At 55.1% G+C, this 18,333-nt stretch carries 12 protein-coding genes and 1 riboswitch; of the genes, 8 read left to right on the top strand and 4 right to left on the bottom strand.

Going from position 1 to position 18,333, the window contains the following annotated elements:
• From EYC82_RS17100 to EYC82_RS17070, 7 genes are all read left to right on the top strand, one after another.
• Positions 1 to 1,377 (top strand): class II fumarate hydratase, encoded by a 1,377-nt coding sequence (locus EYC82_RS17100; protein ID WP_279250845.1) that lies wholly within the window; start codon positions 1 to 3, stop codon positions 1,375 to 1,377.
• 341 nt (positions 1,378 to 1,718) lie between these two features.
• Positions 1,719 to 2,501 carry a crotonase/enoyl-CoA hydratase family protein gene (locus EYC82_RS17095; RefSeq protein WP_279250844.1) on the top strand — a complete coding sequence of 261 codons (783 nt, stop codon included), beginning with the start codon at positions 1,719 to 1,721 and terminating at the stop codon, positions 2,499 to 2,501.
• A gap of 52 nt (positions 2,502 to 2,553) precedes the next feature.
• A complete protein-coding gene (locus EYC82_RS17090) occupies positions 2,554 to 3,624 on the top strand; it encodes a UDP-glucose--hexose-1-phosphate uridylyltransferase (protein WP_341475074.1) in 1,071 nt (356 codons plus the stop codon).
• A 5-nt stretch (positions 3,625 to 3,629) separates the two neighbouring features.
• Positions 3,630 to 4,775 carry a galactokinase gene (gene galK / locus EYC82_RS17085; RefSeq protein ID WP_279250843.1) on the top strand — a complete coding sequence of 382 codons (1,146 nt, stop codon included), beginning with the start codon at positions 3,630 to 3,632 and terminating at the stop codon, positions 4,773 to 4,775.
• Between the two features lie 77 nt (positions 4,776 to 4,852).
• The gene (locus EYC82_RS17080; protein ID WP_279250842.1) at positions 4,853 to 6,418 is read left to right on the top strand and encodes a sodium/sugar symporter; all 1,566 of its coding nucleotides are present in this window, start codon (positions 4,853 to 4,855) and stop codon (positions 6,416 to 6,418) included.
• A 34-nt stretch (positions 6,419 to 6,452) separates the two neighbouring features.
• On the top strand, positions 6,453 to 7,607 hold the full coding sequence (locus tag EYC82_RS17075) for an aldose epimerase family protein (protein ID WP_279250841.1): 1,155 nt from the start codon (positions 6,453 to 6,455) through the stop codon (positions 7,605 to 7,607).
• A gap of 286 nt (positions 7,608 to 7,893) precedes the next feature.
• Positions 7,894 to 8,006: riboswitch (TPP riboswitch) on the top strand.
• Between the two features lie 56 nt (positions 8,007 to 8,062).
• Positions 8,063 to 10,159 carry a TonB-dependent receptor gene (locus EYC82_RS17070; RefSeq protein WP_279250840.1) on the top strand — a complete coding sequence of 699 codons (2,097 nt, stop codon included), beginning with the start codon at positions 8,063 to 8,065 and terminating at the stop codon, positions 10,157 to 10,159.
• A 214-nt stretch (positions 10,160 to 10,373) separates the two neighbouring features.
• On the opposite strand, the gene EYC82_RS17065 is transcribed toward EYC82_RS17070, so the two are convergent.
• The 4 genes from EYC82_RS17065 to EYC82_RS17050 form a co-directional block, all read right to left on the bottom strand.
• A complete protein-coding gene (locus EYC82_RS17065) occupies positions 10,374 to 11,300 on the bottom strand; it encodes a diguanylate cyclase (protein WP_279250839.1) in 927 nt (308 codons plus the stop codon).
• Positions 11,290 to 14,268: a response regulator gene (locus tag EYC82_RS17060; RefSeq protein ID WP_279250838.1), complete on the bottom strand. Its 2,979-nt coding sequence runs from the start codon at positions 14,266 to 14,268 to the stop codon at positions 11,290 to 11,292. The genes EYC82_RS17065 and EYC82_RS17060 overlap by 11 nt, the downstream gene beginning before the upstream one ends.
• 372 nt (positions 14,269 to 14,640) lie before the next feature.
• Positions 14,641 to 15,267 carry a class GN sortase gene (locus EYC82_RS17055; RefSeq protein ID WP_279250837.1) on the bottom strand — a complete coding sequence of 209 codons (627 nt, stop codon included), beginning with the start codon at positions 15,265 to 15,267 and terminating at the stop codon, positions 14,641 to 14,643.
• Complete coding sequence (locus tag EYC82_RS17050; RefSeq protein WP_279250836.1) at positions 15,245 to 17,470, bottom strand: marine proteobacterial sortase target protein; 2,226 nt, start codon at positions 17,468 to 17,470, stop codon at positions 15,245 to 15,247. Before EYC82_RS17050 ends, EYC82_RS17055 begins: the two co-directional genes overlap by 23 nt.
• A gap of 168 nt (positions 17,471 to 17,638) precedes the next feature.
• Here EYC82_RS17050 and pdsR point away from each other — a divergent pair, with 168 nt between their 5' ends.
• Positions 17,639 to 18,331, top strand: coding sequence for a proteobacterial dedicated sortase system response regulator (pdsR, locus tag EYC82_RS17045; RefSeq protein WP_279250835.1), 693 nt, complete (start codon positions 17,639 to 17,641; stop codon positions 18,329 to 18,331).
• Positions 18,332 to 18,333 lie beyond the last annotated feature (2 nt).

Here is an 18,333-nt window from a genome sequence, read left to right as displayed (position 1 = left end):
ATGACTGATTTTCGCATACAGAAAGACAGCCTGGGCGACGTCAGCGTGCCGGTTGACGCACTCTACGGCGCGCAAACACAGCGGGCTGTCGATAATTTTCACATCAGCGGCATCCCCATGCCAGGGCAGTTTATAGCGAGTCTCGGGGTGATCAAAGCCGCGGCGGCAGGTGCCAATGCCGATTTGGGCCTGCTGGACTCTGCGCTGGCAGACGGCATAATCGCTGCCGCACTCTCTGTGTCGCAGGGTAAGCATCACCAGCACTTTCCGGTGGATGTTTTTCAGACCGGCTCGGGGACCAGCACGAACATGAATGCCAACGAGGTCATCGCGACACTTGCGGCACAGCAACTGGGAATGGCGGTCAATCCCAATGATCATGTGAACTGCAGTCAGAGCAGCAACGATGTCATTCCCACTACTATTCATGTGAGTGCCGAGCTGGCGCTGGAAAAATCATTACTGCCTGCCCTCTCAGATTTAACGCGCGCCATCGCCAAACGAGAAGAGAGCGCCGCGGGCCTGATCAAAACCGGCAGAACCCACCTGATGGATGCCATGCCCATTAGTGTAGCGCAGGAATTATCGGGTTGGCGTGCGCAGCTGTCACTCGCAGCACAACGGATCAACAACACTCGCTCGCAGTTGCAACACCTGGCACAGGGCGGCACTGCGGTAGGCACCGGAGTCAATGCCGATCCTCAATTCGCCGGCCTGTTCTGCTCGCACCTGAACAAACAGTTAAGTAAAGATAGCGAACATCTCTTTCAACCCGCAGACAACTACTTTGCCGCCATCGCCAGCCAGGATGTTGCGGTGGCGCTTTCAGGACAATTGAAATCACTGGCCACTGCCCTTCTGAAGATAGCCAATGATCTGCGCTGGATGAACAGCGGGCCGCTCACCGGTCTGGCTGACCTGCGCCTCAAGGCACTGCAACCGGGCAGCAGCATCATGCCGGGAAAGGTGAATCCGGTGATACCTGAAGCCGTGGCCATGGCGGCGGCGCAAGTCATCGGCAATGACACGACAATCACCGTGGGGGGGCAGTCGGGAAACTTTCAGCTCAATGTGATGCTGCCGGTTATTGCGCACAACCTGCTACAAAGTATTACCCTACTGACCAATAGCTGCAGAGCATTGGCCGAGAACTGCATCGCCGATTTTGTGATCAACACCGAGAACATTGAGGCCAGCCTCGCCAATAACCCGATTCTGGTGACCGCCCTGAACACTGAAATAGGCTATAGCGCCGCCGCCCAAATCGCCAAACAGGCCTATGCGCAGAAACGTCCCATACTGGATGTGGCGGCCGAAATGACCGACATACCCATGGACAGGCTGCTGCAGTTACTCAATCCGGAAAATCTTGTTTGATATTTTCAGGCACCACCTCAGTCGCGTCTGCGGATACTATCGCGTTAACGTGAGGTTGCACGAGCCGCAGCGGCACGGGCGATGCAAATCTTTCGCTTTATTAGCTGCTTTAGAGCACTTTCGGTCAGTTTATATGCCGAGTCATGTTCAGCATTCTCGCTTTTCGAGAGAACGTGCATAAACGTGACAGCACCCCAAATACCGCTATCTCAAGTTCTTTATTGCAAATGAAACGCTAGAACATCAACATACGAAGCCAAGCGTACTGTCGTTCACCTGCCGTCGAGACGCGACCCGCTCGCGGTGACTGCCGGGTCGCTACATACAAGGAATCAGATAACATGAGTAACGAAGAAGGCTCCATCACTACCGAGGTTCGCGGGCACATCTTGCTCATCGGTCTCAATCGACCCAAAAAATACAACGGTTACACCCCCACCATGGCGAAGCAGCTCGTCGCAGCCTACACCCGCCTCGATGAAGATAACGACCTGTGGGTTGGCGTCCTGTTTGGCCACGGCGATCATTTCACAGCCGGGCTGGACCTGCCCAAATGGACAGACTCCATGGAGCAGGGCGCAAGCGGTGATGGTAGCCATATCGATCCCGTTGGCCTGGGCCGCGCCTGCCGCAAACCCATCGTCACTGCCGTCCAGGGTATTACCTACACACTGGGCATCGAACTCGCACTGGCCGGTGACATTGTAATTGCGGCTGACAACTGCCGCTTCTCGCAGCTGGAGCCCAAACGCGGCATCCACGCGACAGGCGGGGCCACCATTCGGTTCGTGGAGCGCGGTGGCTGGGGCAATGCGATGTATCACCTGCTCACCTCTGATGAATTCGATGCTGACGAGGCCAAGCGTATCGGCCTGGTGCAAGAGATCGTTCCCCTTGGCCAGCAGCTTGAGCGGGCAATCGAGATTGCCGAAGTCATCGCCACCGGCGCACCACTGGCAGTCCAGGCCACCAAAGCGTCATCGCGTCGGTTTGTAGAGGAAGGCTTCGAGGCCGCCGTCGCTGCCCTCAAGCCCACCCAAAAGGCGCTATTTGACACCGAGGACGTGGACGAAGGCGTGCAGTCGTTCAAGGAGCGCCGTGCTGCGCAGTTCAAGGGCCGATAGCACCTGTTAAAGTATTTTTCTACAAAAACTGCTACAAATGCTGCTATAGCTACTGCCGGAGCTCGTTATCGACCCGTCACAATCAGACACAGCACAACACCCTCACCGTCGCTACAATCCGCTTAGCGGCGATTGGGTGCTGGTCTCGCCGCAGCGCGCGCAGCGTCCCTGGCAGGGGCACGTTGAGCAAGTAGACCCGACCTCGCTTCCGCAACATGATCCGCAATGCTACCTCTGCCCGGGCAATACCCGCGTAAACGATGAGGTGAATCCCTCATACGACGGCCCCCTCGTGTTCGATAACGATTTCGCTGCGTTAGTCGACGACGGCGCCACACACAGCCATGAGCAAGGTTTACTGCGGAGCGCGAGCGTGAACGGCGTCAGCCGTGTTATCTGCTATACGCCGCGTCACGATCTGTGTCTCGCACTGATGGAGCCGACCGCTATACGGACCCTTATAGAGGTGTGGTGCGCACAAGTGGCCGAACTGGAGGCGCGTTACTGCTGGGTGCAGGTCTTTGAAAACAGGGGTGCACTGAACGGCTGCTCAAACCCTCACCCCCATGGGCAAATATGGGCCAGTGATCAGCTTCCCACCCTGCCGCAACGCGAGGAGGAGAAACAAGCCGGGTACTGGCATACCAACGGCACATCGCTGCTGCTCGACTACGCACAGCAGGAACAAAAAAGCGGTGAGCGCGTTGTCTGTCAAAATGGACACTGGGTGGCCGTAGTGCCCTACTGGGCCACCTGGCCCTTTGAAACGTTGTTACTGCCACTGCAGCCAGTGTCGCGCATGACGGATCTCGATCCAGAGCAAAAACACGCCCTGGCCAGCCTGCTAAAGCAACTGACCTGCCGCTATGACAATCTGTTTCAGACGGCTTTCCCCTACAGTATGGGCTGGCATGGTGCGCCGGCACAGGGCATGGCGGGCAGCGGCGAACACTGGCAACTGCATGCTCACTTCTACCCCTCGCTGCTGCGTTCCGCGACAGTCAGGAAGTTTATGGTTGGCTATGAAATACTGTGTGAGGCCCAGCGCGACCTGACCCCCGAGCAGGCTGCAGCCCGCTTGCGGTCACTCAATGACGTCCACTACAGCGTCCACGCGGAGTAGCGCCTGTGCTGGATGAGCTGCAGGAGGCATTCATCGCCCATTTTGGCGAACCGCCGCAGCACGTAATCCGCGCACCCGGGCGGGTCAACCTGATTGGCGAGCACACCGACTACAACCATGGCTTTGTGCTGCCGTGCGCAATCGAACAGCACACGCTGGTGGCACTCTCGCCCCGCACCGATAACACCGTCTGCACGCTCGCATTAGACTATGAACGCGAGCTCGATACCTTCCGCCTGGGTGAATCTTTCACATCAAACACCCATCAAGCCTGGGCAAATTACGTGCGCGGTGTTGTATGCGCGCTTCAGGACCGAGACTTCTCCTTGCGCGGCTGCAATATCGCCATTATCGGTAATATCCCGCAGGGCGCCGGGCTGAGTTCCTCTGCAGCGCTGGAGGTTGGCGTGGCCAAAGCGCTGGCAGTCGATAACGATCTGGCGGTTAGCAACCTGACACTGGCGCAGGTCGGTCAGGCGGCGGAGAACGATTTCGTCGGTTGCCACTGCGGCATCATGGATCAGTTGATTTGTACAAGCGCGGCCGTCGGCACAGCCACCCTGATCGACTGCAAAGACTTTACATTGAAACCGGTCAACATGCCGTCTGATTTATCACTACTACTGGTCAACTCCAATGTGCGGCGCGGCCTGGTCGACAGCGAGTACAATGACCGGCGCGAACAGTGCGAACGTGCCGCCGCCATGTGTGGCGTGAGCAGCCTGCGCGATGTTCCATTGCAGGAATTTCAGGTTAACCGTCAAGCGATGGAGCCGCTTGTTGCAAAGCGTGCACAACACGTGCTGGAGGAAAACGAACGTACTCTGCTGGCGGCGACTGCGCTGCAAAATAATGATATTGAACAGCTGAGCCAACTCATGTCCGCCAGCCACCTGTCCATGAAGCACCTGTTTGAGATCACGGTGCCCCCCGTGGATTTTCTCGTGGATCAGATAGGCGAGATACTGGGCTCCCATGGCGGGGTACGCATGACCGGCGGCGGATTTGGCGGCTGCGTAGTGGCACTCGCTCCGGCAGAACTGCTTGATGATATCGTAGCGCGCGTGGAAGATACGTACTACAGTCACACTGGACTGCAGGCGAGCATCTACACCAGTGCCCCTGCCGGGGGTGCAGTGTCCATACAATAAGAAGATCAATGTTAGCGCCGCCCTCGACGCGACATTGGCCATTCAGGCCGCGGTATAATAAATAAAAAGAGGCAAACATGTATCTTTCACCATTGGACATGGTCTGCTTTACCGCCTACTGCCTCGGTCTGTTCACGCTTGCCTGGTGGGTATCGAGAGAAAAACCCGGCTACAGAAAAAATACCGAGGATTATTTTCTGGCAGGTAAATCCCTGCCCTGGTGGGCTGTGGGCACCTCCCTGATTGCTGCGAATATCTCCGCAGAGCAAATTATCGGCATGTCCGGTTCGGGCTTTGCTATCGGACTCGCCATTGCATCCTATGAATGGATGTCGGCGATTACGCTAATACTGGTTGCGCGGTATTTTATTCCCATCTTTCTCAAGACTGGCATCTACACCATGCCGCAATTCCTCGAGCAACGTTTCGACAGACGTGTTCGACTGGTCATGGCCTTGTTCTGGTTGGGCGTGTACATATTCGTAAACCTTACCTCCGTGCTCTACCTCGGCGCGCTGGCAATCAATACCGTCACCGGGCTCGACATGGTATATGGGCTGACGTTCCTCGCGGTGTTCTCCATTGGTTATTCAATCTACGGCGGTTTGAAGGCAGTGGCACTGACCGATGCGCTGCAGGTAACCCTGCTCATACTGGGTGGCTTGCTGGTGACCTATCTCGCGCTCGACAGAATCAGTGATGGACAAGGCGCACTGACAGGCTTTGCCGTATTGACCCGCGAGGTACCAGAAAGATTCGATATGATTCTTTCAGCAGACTCTCCACATTATATGAGTCTGCCCGGCTTATCGGTTTTGTTGGGCGGCCTGTGGGTGATGAACATCTCCTACTGGGGCTTCAACCAGTACATTACCCAGCGCGCGCTCGCGGCAAAAAATCTTTCGGAGGCACAAAAGGGTATCGCGCTCGCCGCATTCCTTAAGTTGCTCATGCCACTCATTGTGGTGGTGCCTGGCATCGCCGCCGCCGTGCTCGCCCCGGATATTGCCAAGCCTGACCAGGCATACCCCGAAATGATGAAACTGGTGCCGGCCGGGCTACTGGGTATTTGTTTTGCGGCACTGGTGGCAGCGATCGCATCGTCGCTAGGATCAATGACCAACAGTATTTCGACAATTTTTACCCTCGACATCTATAAAACCGTTATCAACCCAAAAGCTAGCCAGGGTCAGCAGGTGTTAGTGGGCAGGGTGATGGCCCTGCTATCAATGCTCATCGCGGCGCTCGTGTGCCGCCCACTGCTGGGCGAACTCGAGCAGGCTTTCCAGTACATACAGGAATTTACCGGTTTCTTTACGCCCGGTATCGTCGCGATTTTTCTGCTGGGTTTTTTCTGGAAACGCGCGACCGCGCACTCGGCGCTGGCAGCCGCTATCGCCTCTGCGGTGCTGTCTCTGCTGTTCAAACTGCTCTGGCCTGCACTGCCCTTTATGGACCGCGTCGGACTGGTTTTTGTGCTGTGTGTCGCCATCGCCGTGTGCGTTACCCTGATTGAAAACAGCGGCGAGCAAAGTAATGCTATCGATCTGAAAGAGGTGGAATACAGTACCAGTCGCGGATTCAACCTGAGCGCACTGGCCATCACGCTCATCCTCATCGGCTTTTATACTACCTGGTGGTGATCGGATTACCCCTGTTTAACTGGAGATAAACACTATGAAACTCCTCACTATCGCAATTATCCTGCTCGGGCTATCTGCCGTTGTCGCCTGCGCCACGCGGACGACGGCAAACGCAGTGCCTGAGATTTTCGGTACGCTGCCCGGCGGCGCAGCCATCTTTCGCTATGAACTGCGCAACGATAATGGGATAACCGTCGGCATTATCAATCTGGGCGCGACCATTGTGTCGCTGGAAACCCCGGATAGAGACGGCAATTTCGCGGATATTGTGCTGGGCTTCGACAACCCACAGCAATACCTGACGGACAGCCCTTATTTCGGCACCGTGGTGGGCCGCTACGGTAATCGCATCGCAAACGGCGAGTTCAGCCTGGATGGACAGGTTTATACGCTGGCAAAAAACGACGGGGAGAATCATCTGCACGGTGGCGAGATCGGCTTCGACAAAATGCTCTGGCAAGTGCTGCAGCACAGTAATAGCGACATCACGCTGCAACTGATCAGTCCAGACGGAGACGAGGGTTACCCCGGGGAGCTGACGACCACGGTGACCTACTCGCTGGATAATACCAATCGGCTTACGGTTGATTACCACGCTACAACCACCCGGCCGACCGTGGTGAATCTGACACAGCACAGTTACTTCAATCTGGCAGGACATGACGCCGGCCCCACGCTGGCACACACCCTGCTCATCAATGCAGACCGCTTTACAGAAATTGATAAGGAGCTGATTCCGACAGGCGAACTGCCCACGGTCTCCGGGACGCCACTGGATTTTCGAGAGCCGACAGTGATCGGGCTGCGCATTGATGAACCCCATCAGCAGCTTGTTTACGGGGGCGGCTACGATCACAACTGGGTACTGACCGATGCAGCCGCTTCAGGTGAGGAACCTGCCGCCATCGTGATCGATCCGGTCTCAGGGCGCACCCTGACAGTCACGACCCAGGAGCCGGGCATACAATTTTATTCCGGTAACTTCCTTGCGGGTGCTTTCTCCGCCAAGCACGGGGCCATCTATCCGTACCGGAGTGCCGTTGTATTGGAGACACAGCATTTCCCGGATTCGCCGAACCAATCCGGCTTTCCGTCCACGCGACTTGAACCGGGCCAGGACTATCGCACGCAGACGGTCTTTGAATTTGGCGTCGAGCCGTATGACGGGGGCAATGATGCAATCGAGTAGTACAGTCGAATAGTGCGATCGAATAGCGCAGTCGATAGAAAAGCGCCTCACATCAGGTGCCTTTCACGCAAAACCAGGGCAGTTCGTCTCTTCGTCTCTTCGTCTCTTCGTCACAGCGACCGCAGAAGACGCGCTGCACCCTATCTGACTCGCGCTCCTGACAGAAACGCGAGGGCCTTCTCGGCATTCACCTCCACAATGCCGCGGGGGATTTTCGACACACGCGCTAAATTCATTCCCTGATCCGACCAGCGGTGTTATTATCGTTTTGCGCCGTTAAGGCGCACTGATACCTGAGGGGTGGCGCAAGCCTGAGATGTCCCGGTCTGTTAGGACTCCGACAAACCCTTTGAACCTGATCCGGTTAGCACCGGCGTAGGAATAGGTTGTTTCAATCCTCCTCGCTATTTGTCTAAAACCGGTTCTCTAACTGTCATCGATGATGGAGAGATCCTGTGCCGAAGTTTTTATCTTATACCCTGACGTGCCTAGCGGTACTCAGCCTCCCCGCTAGAGCCAGCGAACCGCTCGAGGAAATAGTGGTCACCGCCGACTTTCGCGATACGAACCTCATGGAGACGGCGGCCAGCATCTCCGTGCTGGACGAATCGTTAATATTTGAGAGCGGTGCACAGCACCTGGAGGAAATTCTCGGCAATGCGCCTAACGTAAATTACGCCAGCGGCACCGCCCGTGCGCGCTACTTCCAGATTCGCGGTGTCGGTGATCGCAGCCAGTTTCAGGAGCCACTCAACCCGTCTGTCGGTCTGTTGCTGGACGGAATTGATTTCAGCGGCATCGGCAGCCTGGGAACCACCTTTGATGTTGAACAGGTGGAAATATTGCGCGGCCCCCAGGGCACGCTGCACGGTGCAAACGCACTGGCCGGGCTTATCAGCATCAACTCGAATACCCCCAGTGATGAGCCCTATCACTACCTGGAAGGATCCGTCGGTGACTACGACACCTACAGCCTGGGCGGTGTCAGCACGGGTCCGATTACCGACAGCCTGCTCTACCGGGTGGCACTGCAACAATTTTACAGTGACGGCTACCAAAAAAATGACTTTACCGGAGACGATGACAATGCCGATCGCGATGAGTTGACCAGCCGCATCCGCTTGCGTTGGCTGGCCAGCGAGCGACACACACTGGACCTCGGTATGACCTACATCGATATGGACAACGGGTACGACGCTTTCTCCCTGGATAACACCCGCACGACCCTATCGGACCAACCCGGCAAGGATACCCAGGAATCTTTTGCGGCGAGCCTCGCCACAAATTCTGACTTGCACGCGGCGACGCTGGAAACACGACTTAGCGTGGCAAAAACCGATATCACCTATGCCTACGATGAGGACTGGACCTTCGAGGGTTTTGACCCGGACGGCTATACCTCCTATGACCAATACGATCGCAAGCGCCACAGCATCAGCGCGGAATTACGCTTATTATCCAATGCGCAATCGCGCCTGTTCAACGATCGTAGCGACTGGGTGATAGGGGCGTATCACCTTGGCAACAAGGAGGATCTGGATCGCACCTACACCTTTGCACCCTTTTTCACCAGCAAGAACGATACCGACAGCTACGCTTTGTTCGCTCAGCTCGACACCGCACTGACCGACCAGCTGACGCTGATCACCGGCTTGCGCTGGGAGTACCGTGACACCGACTACAGCGACAATAACGGCGTAGACTTCAATCCGGATGACGACATGTGGGGAGGCCGGCTCGCACTGGAATACCAATGGCGCGATAACACCCTCGTGTACGGCTCGGTGTCCCGCGGTTACCGCGCGGAAGGCGTCAACGGCGCCATCCTCGCGAATGTAGAATCCACCGACGCTCCAGACGTCATCAACGCGCTGGAATCCGTTAGCACCTTCGACGAAGAAACACTCATCAACTACGAAATGGGGGTTAAAAGCCGGCTGCTGGATAATCGGCTGCAGGCACGCATCGCCCTGTTCTATATGGATCGCGATGATCAGCAAGTGCGCGGTTCACTGCTGATTCCCCAGGACGGCGGCGCCACGACCTTTGTCGATTACACCAGCAATGCCGCAGCGGGCAATAATTACGGCACCGAGATAGAAATTGACTGGCGCGCGACCAATAAGCTGCTGCTGTGGGCCAATGTCGGCCTGCTGAAAGCAGAGTTCGACGACTACGTGAACGTATTCGAGGAAGACCTGTCAGGGCGCGAGCAGGCCCATGCGCCCAAGTACCAGTACGCGACAGGCGGCCGTTACGATTTAACCGAGCATCTTTTCCTGCGCATCGAGGTACAGGGTAAAGATTCGTACTACTTCTCTGACCGCCACTCCGAACAATCGGATGACTACAATCTGGTGAATGCGAGCCTGGGATGGGAGCAAGCGCGGTGGCGCGTCGTGCTGTGGGGTCGGAACCTGACCGACGAAGACTATACCGTGCGCGGGTTCGGCAGTTTTGGCAACGACCCGCGAAATGGCTACGTCACCGAACCCTACTACCAATTTGGCGAACCCCGTGTGTATGGTCTCACTGCGGCTTACGCGTTTTAGGGCCAGTTCGGGGGAGCTAGTGTCCCGATAGTGTGCTGCCCATTCAGGTCGGCACTCACTGGATACCTGTTTTAGTCCGGGAAGCGTCCGTAATGAAACCGCTTACATTGCGCAACTGCTTCCGTGTGGAGCCTGAAAATATATTTTCAGTCGAACTATCCCAGCTTGTGCAGCGTCAACCCGTTCCAGCGAGCTGACAATACGCTTCAGCGCGTCAGGCTTCGTGCAGCGCTGGGTAAATCTGATTTCGCCCTTTCTCTTTGGCCGCATAAAGTGCTTTATCTGCAAGGCCGACCAAATTCGGAACCGGCGCATCTGCTTCGCCTGAGGGCTGCCAGGTTGCACATCCCAAACTGGCTGTAACGCACTCAGCTGACTCCGAATGAGCATGAGGAATGGCTAACGAGGCGATTGCGTTACGACAATTCTCTGCGATAAATTGTACCGCTTCGATTGTTGTTCGAGGCAACAGAATTGTGAATTCCTCCCCTCCATATCGAGCGCATAAGTCCCCGGCCCGGCTGGCTTCTTTTGCAAGAGCGGTTGCGACGAGTCGAAGTGCTTCGTCGCCTTTCTGATGGCCATAGTTATCATTAAACTTTTTGAAATGATCAACATCAACCATAATCAAAGAGAGAGGCTCGTGCGATCGCCTCGCCCGGCGAGTCTCATCGTTTAATGCCTTATCGAAGCTTCGGCGGTTGTTCACACCTGTGAGCGGGTCTTGCTGCGTTAGTTTCTCGAGCGACTTTCGCTGGGATGCAATTTCAATGTGAATAGCGATTCTCGCGAGAACGATTTTCGGACGAATCGGTTTACCAATGAAATCTACCGCACCCAGCGAAAGACTTTTTTCTTCCTCTTTCTCTGTGGTGGCTGCGGTTAAACACAGCACCGGAATATCTCTGGTGTCCTCATTCTTTTTTAACGTCTTCAACACGTCGAAACCGGATTGGTCTGGCAGATTGATGTCTAGCAGGATTAAAGAGGGTCGATGCTTTTTGGCGCGCAAGACTCCTTTCGAACCATCCGACGCCATAACCACTCGATAAAATGGGCTCAGCGTTTTTGCTATAATTCGGCGGTTCGAGGGATCATCTTCGATGATCAAGATCGAGCGGCCGTCGGTTTCACCGCTCATTGAGTAACTTCCTCATAGACGCAAGTGTCTGAAGCGCCTCATCGTATTCCGTATTAGAAATCTGTTCCTGCAAAGTATTCAGCTGCGAGCCTGGGAATTCGCCTCCCAGCTTCGCTTTCAGATCCTTCAGCATCGACTCCGCCCGATAATCGTCCTCTTTCAGCGCGTTACCCAAGGCCGCCAGCAATTCCTCCAGGCTGAGCGCTGAATCGGCAGAAGACGACGAGACCTGAGCCAACTGATGGCGGAAAATTCTGGCTTCCTGCACCAACTGCTTCAGCGCAGCGTCAAATTTAACAGCCAGTGTGTGACTGGCCCGGGGGTCACCTGTCCTGCACCCCGTCTCGGTTTCACGGGCAATGTCCGCCAGGTCCGAATCACCCAAATAGCCTGCCGATCCAATGACCTGGTGAGCTAAATCTGCCGCCTTTTCGGACTCCCCCTGCTCTATTAGTAACTCAATGGAGCCTCTAGCACCGTAGGACTTGATAAATGTCTCAAGTAGATCTTGAAGTTCTTGCTCTTCGCCTTTGAAGCGGATCCGAAGTGTATCCTCGTCGAGTCTTTCCGCTGATGAAGCACTCTGGGCTAACGTTTTTTTGATGCCTCGATAAGGACTTTTCATATGACGGCTGAGTGCCTGAACGATTTTATCCATCTCCAGCGGTTTAGTCAGATGGTCTGCCATACCTGCAGCGAGACTTTTCTCTCGCTCCTCAGCCAGCGCATGGGCTGTGAGTGCAAGTATTGGGATATCCCGTTCGGGCCAGCGAGAGAAAATTTCTCTGGTAGCGGTTATTCCGTCCATTTCAGGCATTTGCAGATCCATGAATACAACATCGTAGATATCTGCCGCCAGTTTCTCTATTGCTTCGGAGCCACTACTCGCTGTGTCAACCTCCAGCTCCAATTCCCTCAGAGCGTGCTCTGCCACCTCACGGTTGAAATCATTGTCCTCGACCAGCAGGCAACGCGCGGCAGGAAATGTCTTTTCTATTTTAAATGATCGTTTTTCGCGAGCGTCGTCTAACACGTAGCTACCGTCTTCGGTCAAGCTTTGGATGATCGCGTCGATAAGCAAACCCGGTACGATTGGTTTACTCACAAACCCGGACAGCGATAAGTTGCGCGCGAGAAGTTCCATGCCATCTCTTACGTAGGCGCTGGTAAGAATCGTCTTAGGCTTGAAGTCGATGTTCGGATTATTATCAATTTCGAGCGCAACCCGTATTCCATCCTCTCCCGAGAGCCTCCAGTCGGCAATCAAAACGTCATAGGGATCGCTGCCTGCCTGTTCCAGAATAGAGATAGCATCTCGGCCAGAAGAGACGTACCTGGGTGTCACTCCGTAATCTCGAAGAATTTCGGTAATTGTAGCGATGTCGTCAGGGCTATCGTCCAGTAGCAGGATTCGCAGATCACGTAACACCTCCAGTACCTTTTTCTTCTCTAAGTCTGGCCCCTCGTTAACTGAAACCGTGAAATGAAATGTACTGCCCAAGCCCAGCTTACTTTCTACCCAAATGCGCCCGCCCATCAGCTCACATAATTCCCGACAAATTGCGAGGCCCAGGCCTGTACCTCCGAATCGACGGGTAATGCTCCCGTCAGCCTGAGCAAAGGGCTGGAAAAGTTCTCTCATCTGGGCCTCTGATAAGCCAATCCCAGAATCCTGAACTGAAAAATGCAGAACAATTCTTTCTTCCACGCGCTCAGAGACAGAGCATTCAATCCGGATCGAACCCGCCTCCGTGAACTTAAGCGCATTTGACACCAGGTTGGCCAGAATCTGAGTCAGCTTGGTTGGGTCTCCCTCGACGTATGATGGGAAGTCATCTGACACTCGATACAAGATCTGAATATTTTTCTTACTCGATTGAGGTTCGGCTAAATCTTCAATACTCTCCAGTACTTCTTTCGGCCGAAACATGACGCGCTCTACCGACATCATCCCTGAATCTATCTTCGAATAGTCCAGAACACTGTTAATCACCGACAGAAGCTGAGAGGACGACTTGGTAATTTTGTACAGGTATTCTTGCTGAGTCTCATCAAGGCTGGATTTCGACATAATCCTTGTCATGCCGATAATTGCGTTCATCGGAGTCCTGATCTCGTGACTCATTCTGGCAAGAAAGTCTGATTTCTCGCGAGCGGCAGACTTCGCATTTTCGGTGGCTATATATAGCTCCACAAACATTCGATTTACAACCGTCGAGACGATGGCAACCGTGGACAGCAGAGCGGTGACACCAACAACGATATAGGCGATAAAGTTTCCATGGGACGCAGACATCGTCGTCTCACCCTGGACAGGAAAAAAGTAGGCGGCAGACATACCCGTATAGTGCATACCCGAAATGGCGGCCCCCATCACAAAAGCGGAAACGACCGTTTGCAATACGTTGCTCTCTTTCGATTGAACGGTGCCCAAACCCACATACAAAGCAAGAATGGCAAGCACTATTGCAATGAGTATTGAGAGTGCAAACAACGTTGCGTCGTAGCGCAGAATGAAAGGACCTTCCATGCCCGCCATTCCGAAGTAATGCATCGTTCCAATTCCGGCGCCAAGAAAGATACCCCCCAGCACGGTACCCTGCAGCTTTAGCTCGCCAAATGTGAGAAAGACAATCGCAAAACCGCTTGCTACGACTGCAGGAACCAGCGAGACAGCTGTAATCAGAAGGTTCATTTTGACGGGCACAGGCAAGGAATAGGCCAGCATGCCAACGAAATGCATCGACCAAACTGCGCAGCCCAGAGCAAATGCACCCGTACACCCCCAGGCGATCTTGCCCATTCTGGTCTGCGAAGATCTGATTGCAGATACGGTATTCAGTCCTGCAAAGGTACCTATCCACGCGACCGTGCACGACATCAGGACGATGTACCATTCATAGGAGGCGGTATAAGCGACAGCAGTATTGTGTGTCGACTCAATGAAGTCGAGACCGAAGATCCTCATGCCGATTTGCTTCTATTATTCTGTCGCATGCCGTAAAAATATACGTTATAAACTCGCCCGAGTATAGGCCGAATAAACGCCCTGCCGGGTGCATTTGCACGCGGCATCACCAGATTGACTCATCGTATAGGTGCTGTTCCGATTGCCCAGCAGGCCAATGCGCATCACCAAATCCCCGGGAAGAATCTCGCCGTCGACACAACTGGATAGTCCGGAAATTAACTCTTCCGAAACAGTTTCGAAGTCATTGGCAGTGCCGATTTTTCCTGGACAAGAATTTTCCAGGCATGCTGCCCCGAGCGCCATGTTGGGGGCAGACTAAACACCCCGCTGCAAACATGGAACAAGCGTGCGCATAATTCATCAATGGCATTATCCCGACGGTTCTATCTGGCTGGTCATCCGCAAATCGGCTTTTGGCGTGACCGTGACCACATAGCGCAGTGGACCACCCGCTTGCAGGGCATCGAAGGGGTAGCACGTGACCAACACCAGCGCCTCTGCCGTCACATTGACCGACAAAGACGCCCGACTGGCGTCTACAATCTGCAGCGACTGCACCTCGTAGTCGAGAATTTTCCCCGAGGCCACCTGCAGCTGCAGCATTTGACCTTTTTGCATGTGCTGCAAAAAGGAAAAATGGGTATCACGATGACCGCCTATGACCGCCGTACCCTCCGACCCCAACTGGGCAGACGGCAGCGCGCGGCCGGGGCCGAAGGCCAGCGCGTTGCCGGAGTCTCCCTCCAGCACCAGCAGATCGACATCCAGCGTATCGACGCGCAGGCGTCCCACCGGCCAAGTATCAGCCCATGGCCAAGGCTTGTTGGCGGGTTCCCCCGAACGCAGGGTCTGCTCCCAGGCTTTTTCTATTAACAGAGGCGCCAATCCTGCTTTGGCCTTAATGATTGCAGCTCCACTCAATTGCTGTATGCCGAGTACCAGAAGACACAGCATAATGACATTGCCACCCCGTCTACTTATCCTCTGCTGGCGCATCGTCCACCTCCGGCCGGCGCAACACGTGCACTACCATCGCGAGAAACAGACAGAAAACTCCGAACCACACCTTTGCAGGGCCCGATGTCGCCGTGCGCGGGTAGGCAAAGCTCTGCGAGCTTTGCCCCTCGGGGGGCGTATTGCGCACCGCCTTGCGGCCAAGACTGTCTCCGGGGGGCCGAGAGACCACTTCTTCAACTGCCACAAAGCTGGTGTAAGGGCTCATCAGCTGATGAGCAAGCGCGAGAGGCAGAACCTCAGCCCGCACTGACGCCTCATCGCGTCCGGTGATTTTTTGATCCAATAAGCCCGCTATCTTACGTCTTGCCCAAAGACTGGCCACACCAAGGTGCCGGCCGTTGTTAGCGGCGCTGGCGTCGGGCGCCATTTGCACACGCTGCCGCCAGGGCTGGCCGTTAACGCGACCACTGACGGTAATTTCGCCTTGCGGCAGTGTCGGACCCAAATTGGCAACCACGGACAGTAGCTGGCCCTGGTAGAGGTCTGGTATCCGGCTTGGCCAGGCATCCGCCGGCGCATCCCAGTCCACTTTGAAGTCTACCGCTGCTGGTCGCTCCAACTGCTTGAACAGTGCGGCCATCTTCGGTGCAACATTCTCCAGATCACCGATATGCGTGTGGCTGCCTCGCCCGAATTCCGCTGCCTTACGCATAAACCAGCCGTTCGGCGCAGACCCGATACCCACCGTAAACAGACGACTGTCGCCCAGCTCAGAAGACACTGCTTGCAGCAATGCAGCCTCGTTACCAACCGCTCCGTCGGTAATGAACACCACCTGGCGCAGTGTCGCTCTATCGCGTTGGCCCTGTTCATCGACTGGCGCGGCCAGCGCTGCGCGCAGCGCGGGCAACATCTCGGTGCCACCGCTCGCACTCAGGTGTCGAACAAACTCCTGGGCCCTCTGAATATTGTGCCGACTGGCTCGCAATGACTCTCGGTACAGAACCCGGTGATCCGAGTTAAATTCGATAATGTTGAAATAATCCTGTGATCGCAGCTGTGTGAGTGCTCTGGACACACTGGAACGCGCCTGCTCTATCGACGCCCCGCCCATTGAGCCGGAGGTATCCACAACAAAAATAATCTCTCTGGCCATACCGTCTGCCATGCGGTTGGCCGCAGGTGGCACCACCATCAAGAGCGCATAATAATCATTATCGATTTTCTCAGTAAACAGCGCCGCTTTCGGTGTAGCACCGCTCACCGGTTGCCAGTTGAGTACAAAATCCCTATTCATCTCGCTGACGCCGTTGACCAGGCGAATGCTGTACACGCCCGTTCGGCGCGACAGAGAAATATCGTGATAGGGCGAGTCGACCTCTGCCAGAGGCATGCCTACATCCAGCTGCGCCGTGATCTCGATGGGGTTTAGCGGTGTGCGGCCGTCCCCCGCCGACGGGTAAGAACGAGGGGAGATCGCATCGGCATCGGGTACCTGGTCGGTCGGCCGCGCCCAACCCAGGTAGTTATCGACGACCACGGTTTCATCGTTTTCCAATGTTCTTTGATCACGAAGCCGCGCACCGGGAATATAGCGTGGCGTGATGGTCATTGGAAAACGCAGCGAAAATACATCGTGTGCGTACTCCACCGCCTGTACATACTCCATACGCACCGTAATTTTCTCGCCGGGGCCAATATTCGCAATTCTGTTAGTAAATAGGTTGGGGCGCTGCTGCTCCACCAGACTGGCCTTCTTGCCGGCGCGTTTCGCCGCCTGATAGATTTTTTTTGCCTCTAATCGTTCTTTGATTTTTCCGACAATACGCCGGCTACCCAGCTGCATTTCGAGATGGCGCACCGCTGCGTTGTCCGGTAGCGGAAATGCATACACCCCCTCCAGATAACGATCGGACGTGTTACGGAACGTTTGCTCCACGCGCACCGTCGCGATCATGCCCGTGATATCAAAGTGGACCTTGCTGTCTTGAACCCAGGCGGGCAAATAACGCCCCGTGGTTTCATCCCGCATCAACAGGTGCCCGCTACCCACACCATTCAAATCTGGCTCGTGGTTGTCGACTGAACTCGTCGCCCCGACAGGTACAGCCGCCAGCAGAAGCAGCAGACAACCGCTCAGCACAAGCGCCGGCACGTAACGGCACGCAAGCCACAGTCGCACACTGCCGAATAAACGTGCGGTCTTTGTATAGGGGTGACAGACATAATAGGGATAATTCATACGATCTCTCCTTGGGTTTCACCGTATTCAAACGAATTGATAGGGCGAAATAAGGGATCGAATAGGGCTTTTCTGTGATAAATAATGGCGAATTGTGGCAGTCGCTTGAGATCGGCCTGTGTATTTGGAACTATAGCGGGTGAAATGTAATCTACGCCAGGTAGAGGTATGCCATACCATATCGCCATCGTTGAGGATGAAGCCGCAATCGCTGCAAATTATCGCGATGCACTGCAGCGCAGGGGCTATCGAGTCTCGATTTTTCAGGATCAGGCCAGCGCCAGCGCTGCCTTTAGGCAACAACTGCCTGAGCTTGCCATCATCGATATCGGCCTCGGTGATGATATTGAAGGGGGATTTGACCTGTGCCGGGATTTACGTAGCCGAAGCCCCGAACTGCCCATTGTTTTCCTCACCGCGAGAGATTCGGAACTGGATATGATCTCCGGCTTGAGGCTGGGAGCGGACGACTACTGGACCAAGGACATCAGCCAGGACTTCATGCTCGCCCGCATTACCGCATTGTTTCGACGACTGAAAGCGTTACGCACACCTGAGCAGGAAAGCGATATTTTGCAAAGGGACGAGCTCACACTGAACGTGGAACGCATGACGTGCACATGGCGCTGTGAGGCCATTGAGCTCACACTGACTGAGTTCCGGATAATCAGTGCACTGGCCAACCGACCCGGGCAGGTAAAATCCCGTCAGCAATTGATGGACGCCGCGGATGTCGTACAGGATGACAACACGATCACCTCTCATATCAAGCGACTACGACGCAAGTTTGTCGACAGCGACGACAGTTTCGACAGAATTGAGGCGGTCTATGGTGTTGGCTATCGTTGGTCTGGGAAGTAACG

It is taken from the genome of Candidatus Marimicrobium litorale, assembly GCF_026262645.1.
Taxonomy (GTDB): Bacteria; Pseudomonadota; Gammaproteobacteria; order Pseudomonadales; family Halieaceae; genus Marimicrobium; species Marimicrobium litorale.
Note: the sequence above shows the minus strand (reverse complement) of the source record. Positions and strands in the feature narration are given on the sequence as shown.

Coding starts and splice junctions, on each gene's coding strand:
- EYC82_RS17100 (WP_279250845.1), top strand. CDS start 1: ATGACTGATTTTCGCATACAGAAAGACAGCCTGGGCGACGTCAGCGTG.
- EYC82_RS17095 (WP_279250844.1), top strand. CDS start 1,719: ATGAGTAACGAAGAAGGCTCCATCACTACCGAGGTTCGCGGGCACATC.
- EYC82_RS17080 (WP_279250842.1), top strand. CDS start 4,853: ATGTATCTTTCACCATTGGACATGGTCTGCTTTACCGCCTACTGCCTC.
- EYC82_RS17075 (WP_279250841.1), top strand. CDS start 6,453: ATGAAACTCCTCACTATCGCAATTATCCTGCTCGGGCTATCTGCCGTT.
- EYC82_RS17065 (WP_279250839.1), bottom strand. CDS start 11,300: ATGAGCGGTGAAACCGACGGCCGCTCGATCTTGATCATCGAAGATGAT.
- EYC82_RS17060 (WP_279250838.1), bottom strand. CDS start 14,268: ATGAGGATCTTCGGTCTCGACTTCATTGAGTCGACACACAATACTGCT.
- EYC82_RS17055 (WP_279250837.1), bottom strand. CDS start 15,267: ATGCGCCAGCAGAGGATAAGTAGACGGGGTGGCAATGTCATTATGCTG.
- EYC82_RS17050 (WP_279250836.1), bottom strand. CDS start 17,470: ATGAATTATCCCTATTATGTCTGTCACCCCTATACAAAGACCGCACGT.
- pdsR (WP_279250835.1), top strand. CDS start 17,639: ATGCCATACCATATCGCCATCGTTGAGGATGAAGCCGCAATCGCTGCA.